The organism is Xanthomonas sp. SHU 199 (genome assembly GCF_000364665.1).
GTDB classification, from domain to species: Bacteria; Pseudomonadota; Gammaproteobacteria; order Xanthomonadales; family Xanthomonadaceae; genus Xanthomonas_A; species Xanthomonas_A sontii.
In genome coordinates, this window is sequence record NZ_AQOI01000173.1 from 1 (window position 1) to 5857 (window position 5857).

The 5857-nt window shown below is 70.6% G+C and carries 6 protein-coding genes; 1 reads left to right on the top strand and 5 read right to left on the bottom strand.

Annotation, left to right across the window (positions count from 1 at the left end; translation table 11 throughout):
• Positions 1 to 800: fused MFS/spermidine synthase (locus tag D183_RS0107445; protein WP_017908449.1), on the top strand; the 800-nt coding region annotated here is incomplete at its 5' end.
• Between the two features lie 141 nt (positions 801 to 941).
• Here the strand turns inward: D183_RS0107445 and D183_RS0107450 are convergent.
• The 5 genes from D183_RS0107450 to kynU form a co-directional block, all read right to left on the bottom strand.
• Entirely contained in the window at positions 942 to 1478 is a 537-nt protein-coding gene (locus tag D183_RS0107450) for a DUF2939 domain-containing protein (RefSeq protein WP_017908450.1), read from the bottom strand.
• A 108-nt stretch (positions 1479 to 1586) separates the two neighbouring features.
• Positions 1587 to 2273 carry a DUF2461 domain-containing protein gene (locus D183_RS0107455; RefSeq protein WP_017908451.1) on the bottom strand — a complete coding sequence of 229 codons (687 nt, stop codon included), beginning with the start codon at positions 2271 to 2273 and terminating at the stop codon, positions 1587 to 1589.
• Positions 2270 to 3709 (bottom strand): exodeoxyribonuclease I, encoded by a 1440-nt coding sequence (sbcB, locus tag D183_RS0107460; protein ID WP_017908452.1) that lies wholly within the window; start codon positions 3707 to 3709, stop codon positions 2270 to 2272. Before sbcB ends, D183_RS0107455 begins: the two co-directional genes overlap by 4 nt.
• An 83-nt stretch (positions 3710 to 3792) precedes the next feature.
• Positions 3793 to 5157, bottom strand: coding sequence for an FAD-dependent oxidoreductase (locus D183_RS0107465; RefSeq protein ID WP_017908453.1), 1365 nt, complete (start codon positions 5155 to 5157; stop codon positions 3793 to 3795).
• A 46-nt stretch (positions 5158 to 5203) separates the two neighbouring features.
• A partial coding sequence (kynU, locus tag D183_RS0107470; RefSeq protein WP_017908454.1) for a kynureninase occupies positions 5204 to 5857 on the bottom strand: 654 nt, incomplete at its 5' end.

Genomic DNA, 5857 nt, shown 5'->3' on the forward strand with positions numbered 1-5857 from the left:
CCGGCGGCGGCCGCTGGGCCGCGCTGCGCCGCCTGCTGCGGCAGGGAGCGGGCGTGCCTGCCGACCTGCGTCCCGGGCGGCCTTACGTGCGCCACGGCTGGCGCTACACCAGCCTGCAGTTCAAGGGCGAGGTGACCCAGAGCCGCATGTACACCTGGTGGCCGGACGTGCTGCAGGTGGGCTACACCCGCAGCATGCTCGGTGCGCTGCTGCTGCGCCCGGACCCGCGGCGGATCGGCATCGTCGGCCTCGGCGGCGGTTCGCAGGCCAAGTTCTGCTATCGGCACCTGCCGCAGGCGCGGATCGAGGCGATCGAGGCCGACGCCGACGTGCTGACCCTGCGCGCGGCCTTCCGCATCCCGGACGACGATGCGCGCTTCGAGGCCGTGCACGGCGACGGCGCGCGGTTGCTGCGGCAACGGCGCGATCGCTACGACCTGCTGCTGCTCGACGCCTACGACGCCGACGGCATCCCGGCCGCGCTGCTCAGCCGCGGCTTCTACGAGGACTGCCACGCGGCGCTGGCACCGGGCGGGGTGCTGGCGGTGAACCTGTACGACACCGACACGCGCCGCCACCTGGCGCATCTGCGCGCGCTGTTCGGCGGCCGCGTGCTGCGCCTGGACGAGCCGCAGATGGACAACCAGGTGGTGTTCGCCTGGACCGGTGCGCTGCCGGCGCTGGACGCGCACGCGGCCTTGGCCCGCCTGCCGTGGTCGGCGCGCTGGCAACTGCGCACGCCGTTCCGGCGCGTGCAGCAGGCGATGGCGGGCAGGACGGGGGCGGACGGGGTGCGTTAGCCGGGGCTGCGCTGTCGGGGGATGGCTGCGTCGGCCAGACGGTTCAGTCCACGCCATGCCGCCGCCGGTGCAAGCACGACGGGGGGAGACAATGCATGCGGTCCCGGGCGACACCACGCGCCAGGACGATGGCAAGTCGCCCTACAACGGCAACAGGATGTTGCTGAGCTTCCAGCGCAGGCCCTCGCGGGTGAACACGAAGGGCACGGCGGTGCCGTCGGCGGTGTGCACCGTGGCGACGAAGCGCGTGGTCGATTCGAAGCGGTGTTCGGCCTGGCGCAACGGTTGCGGCGGGCGCGGCGCGGCGTAGGTATCGCCGCCGACGGTGTCGCCGCTGGCGCGTTTCCACAGCGCGTCGCCCTGCATCAGCGCGCCGATGCCGGTCGGGGTGACCAGCGCATCCACGCTCATCCCGCCGAGGCCACCGGCCAGCGACAGCAGCGCGCCGCCGAACAGGCTGGACTGCAGCTCCGGCCCGGCGCGGCGCACCAGCGCATCGTCCACCTGGGCCTTGAGGTTGACCCGCAGCGTGGGAAAGTCGACGTAGCGCTCCAGTGCCGCGGCATCGCGCTCGCGCAGCGCCTGGTCGATGCCGCGGATGGCCAGGTACGGCCCAGCGACGACGTAGCCGCCGAGGGCGAGCAGGGCGAGGAACAGCAAGGCCAGCCATTTCTTCATCGCATGTCTCCTTGCGTGTGGGCGTTCTGCAGGAGCGGATTAGCCGCGACGCGTGACCGGAAATGCCTGTCGCCGCTGAATCCGCTCCGACGGGGAAGCACTGCCGTTCTAGAACTCCAGGTCCAGCGCCGCGCACAGATAGTCCACGAACGGGCCCAGCGTCTGCAGGTCGGCGGCGACCTGCGTGCGCAGCCGCGGGCCGGTCATGGTCGCGTCGTCGAGCTGGCGCCAGAACACCCAGTTCTTGTGCTTGAGGTCGTCGATGCACTCGAAGTCGGCCGGGAAGCCGCGCGGCGGGCGCACCAGCATCTCGCTTTCCTCGAAATCGAAGCGGCGGCGCAGCGCCGGCGCATGCGCGGCGGCCTTCCAACTGCCGGGATTGTCGAAGATGAACTGGCGCACCTTGCGCTGCGTGTCCGGCTCGGGATGCCACAGCCCGGCGCCGACGAAGCTCTCGCCCGGCTGCAGGTGGATGTAGAACGAGGGCGCCGGCACCTGCTTGCGCCGCTCATGGAACAGGCGCGCACCCTGCCAGGTCTTGTACGGCGACTTGTCGTGGGAGAAGCGCGCGTCGCGGTGGATGCGGAACAGCGAGCCGCCGACGCCGCGCGGGTCGGCGCGGAAATGCTCGCTGACCTGGGCCAGGTCCGGCTGCAGGTCGGTGATCAGGCGCAGGAACGGCTGGCGCACGTGTTCTTCGTACTTGTGCCGGTTGTCGTTGAACCAGGCCTTGTCGTTGTGCCGTGCCAGGGCACGCAGGAACTTGAAGCTGGCGTCGCTGAAATAGCTGGTCATAGGCTGCGTTGCAGGTCGTGGCCCCAGGCGGCCAACTGGTCGAGCAGGGCTTGCTTGGTAGCATCCTGCGGGTGAGCCAGGCGTAAACCTGCCAGTTCCGCGTAGAAGGCGTCGAAGCTCAGTTCGGACAGGCCGCTTTCCTGCTGCAGGCGCTGCCGCCGGTAGTCGTCCCAGCGCGCCTGTTCGGCGATGGACAGGCTCTGCGGCCAGTTGCGCGCGCGGTAGCGGAACAGCAGTTCGGGCAGGCGCGGATCGCGGAACTGGCCTTCCAGCGCGGCCAGTTGCGCCGGTGGGGTGGCGCGGACCTGGGCCATCGTGCGCTTGTCGCCATCGGCCAGGAAGCCGTCGTACAACGAGGCGTCGACATCGGCCGGCACCGCGGCGCGCTCGCTGGCGAACACCCGCCGCACCTTCTCCGCCAGCGCCGGGCCGGCTTCGCGCAGGCGCTCTGCCTTGGCCAGGAGTTGCGCGGGGTCCAGCCGCAGCCGGGCGAAATCCGCTTCGCGCAGGTGGGCCCAGGCGACCAGCGCCGGTGCCTTGTTCAGATGCACTTCCTTGAGCGGGATACGCTGTTCGCCCTCGGGCAGGTCGGCCTGCGGGGTGTACAGGCGATCGGCGATCTGTTCCGGCGAATAGCGCAGCAGCGGCTCGATGTCGCCTTCCAGGTCGAACACCAGCACCCGGCTGTCGATGCGCGGATGCCGCGCCAGCGGCAACACCGGCGCCGCGCACAGGCGCGCGGCCGGATAGCGCATCGACACGTGCAGCACCGGCTGCATCGCTACCGCGTCGAGCAGGCTGCCGCAGAAGCGCTTGTCGCGCAGCTTCAACGCGTACTCCCACAGCCGCGGCTGGCTGCGGCGGAAGTGCCGGGCCATGCCGATGGTGGCGTACACGTCGGACAGCGCCTCGTGCGCATCGCCGTCGCGCACGCCGTTGGCCAATGCCAGTTGCTCCAGCTTGAACGAGGTGGCGCCGTCCTCGCGCTGCGGCCAGACGATGCCCTCCGGGCGCAGCGCGTGCATCAGCCGCAGCATGTCCAGCAGGTCCCAGCGCGAGTTGCCGTTGCGCCACTCGCGTTCGTAGGGATCGTAGAAGTTGCGGAACAGGCCGTGGCGCACGAACTCGTCGTCGAAGCGCAGCGAGTTGTAGCCCAGCGTGCAGGTCTGCGGCCGCGCCATCTGCTCGGAGATGCGTGCGAACGCCTCGGCTTCGCTGACGCCCTCGCGCAAGGCCTGCTGCGGGGCGATGCCGGTGATGAGGGTGGCGACCGGCGAGGGCAGCAGGTCGTCGGCGGGCTTGACGAAGAAACTGATCGGCTCCTCGATCACGTTGAGCTCGGCATCGGTGCGCACCGCGGCGAACTGCGCGATGCGCGTGCGCCGCGGATCGGCGCCGAAGGTTTCCAGGTCGTAGAAGAGGAAGCTGTCGGGCATGACGAATCGAATGGTGCGAGGCAGGCGAGGCTAGGAGTGTGGGGACGCTTGTAGGAGCGGGTGTCCGGATAGGCTACGCCGGTTCAATGTGCCCCCTCCAGCGGTGCCAGCCGCGCGTGCACGATGCCCTCCAGCCAGTTCCAGTCGATCCGCGACAGGTCGCTGTGGCCCTGCGTGGCCTGGACCAGGATGTCGCGCTGCACTTCGCTGCGTTCCAGCGCCTGCGCGTACGGCGTGCGCAGGAAGGTGACCATGGTGTAGTGCGGCACGAAGCGGGTCGGATGCCGCGCCTGCAGGGCCTGGCCGAGTTCGCGCTGCAGCAGGAAGCCGGCATCGCCGACGCGGTCGCGCATTTCCACGTAGTTCTCCAGCGCCATCTGCTGGATCGCGCCGGCGTTGGGCTTGCGCTCGGCCTCGAAGGCGGCATAGGCGCGCGCCAGGTCCGGCTCGCGCTGCAGGTGCGCGGCCAGCGCCGCGCAATCCTCGAACGCGCAGTTCATGCCTTGCCCGTGGAACGGCACCATCGCGTGCGCGGCGTCGCCCAGCAGCACTGCGCGGCCGTCCAGGTGCCAGCGCTCCAGGCGCAGCGTGCCGAGCAGGCCCGGCGGATGCTGCTCCCAGTGCTCGGCCAGTTGCGGCATCAGCGGCAGCGCATCGGCGAAGTCGCGCGCGAACAGCGCCAGCGCCTCCTCGCCGCTGCGCACGGTGGCGAAGCTGGGCTCGCCCTTGTTGGGCAGGAACAGGGTGACGGTGAAGGTGCCTTCGTGATTGGGCAGGGCGATGCACATGTAGTGCCCGCGCGGCCAGATATGCAGGGCGTTGGCTTCGATGCGGAAGCCGCCGTCGGCGCCGGGCGGGATCTCCAGTTCCTTGTACGAGTGGTCGAGGAACTCGATGTGCTCGGCCATCGGCGCCTTGCGCTGCATCGCCGCGCGCAGCGCCGAGCCGGCGCCGTCGGCGCCGATCATGCTGTCGAAGCGGATGTCGTGCGGCTGGTCGTCGCGGTCGTCGATGAAACGCGCATAGCCGGCATCGAAATCCACCGTGTGCAGGCGCCGGTAGAAGTGGATGCGCGCGCCGGCCTGCTCGGCCAGCTGCAGCAGGGTGATGTTGAGATCGTTGCGGTGCACCGACCAGATCACCTCGCTGTCGTCGCGGCCATAGCGCTGCAACTGCTGGTGCCCGTCGGCGAAATGCACCATGCGCCCGCGCATCATCACCGCCTTGGCCATCACCGCGGCATCGGCGCCGGCCTGGCGCAGCACGTGCAGGCCGCGTTCGGCCAGGGCCAGGTTGATCGAGCGGCCGCGCTCGTAGTCGTGCACGCGCGGGTCGCCACGACGCTCGTAGACGGTGACCTGCCAGCCCTGGCGCGAGAGCAGGATGGCGAGCAGGGAGCCGGCCAGGCCGGCGCCGATCAGGGTGATGCTGCGGGGGGATGCGTTCAATGCGGTGTCCGGAAGGCGCGGCAGGCCGCCGCGCGAAGAAGGCGGCTCAGACGCCGGCCCAGGTTTCCACTTCCTCGACGAAGCGGTAGACGTCGCGGTAGCGGTTGTACAGCGGCACCGGGCTGATCCGGATCACGTCCGGCTCGCGCCAGTCGCCGAGCACGCCGACCGATTGCAGGTACTCGAACAGGGCGCGGCCACGTTCGCGGCCGCCGGCCACGCGCAGCGACAGCTGGCAGCCGCGTTGCGCCGGGTCGGACGGGGTGATGATCTGCAGGGTGTCGGCCAGGCGGGCGCGGATCAGCGTCTCCAGGTAGCCGGTCAGTTGCTGCGATTTCTGCCGCAGCGCGTCCAGCCCGGCACGCTCGAACAGGTCCAGCGAGGCGCGCAGCGGGGCCATGCTCAGGATCGGCGGATTGCTCAGCTGCCAGCCGTCGGCACCGGGCGCGGCGACGAACTCGGGCGCCATGCGGAAACGGGTGCGCTTGTCGTGGCCCCACCAGCCGGCGAAGCGCGGGGTGTCGCCGTGGCCGTGGCGCTCGTGCACGAAGGCGCCGGCGACCGCGCCGGGGCCGGCGTTGAGATATTTGTAGTGGCACCACACCGCGAAGTCCGGCGCGGCATCGTGCAGGTGCAGCGGCACGTTGCCGATCGCGTGGGCCAGGTCGAAGCCGACCGCGGCGCCGGCCGCGCGCGCCAG

What these genes read in the sequence shown, in the direction of transcription:
- D183_RS0107450 (WP_017908450.1), bottom strand. Translation starts at nt 1,478, where the DNA reads ATGAAGAAATGGCTGGCCTTGCTGTTCCTCGCCCTGCTCGCCCTCGGC.
- D183_RS0107455 (WP_017908451.1), bottom strand. Translation starts at nt 2,273, where the DNA reads ATGACCAGCTATTTCAGCGACGCCAGCTTCAAGTTCCTGCGTGCCCTG.
- sbcB (WP_017908452.1), bottom strand. Translation starts at nt 3,709, where the DNA reads ATGCCCGACAGCTTCCTCTTCTACGACCTGGAAACCTTCGGCGCCGAT.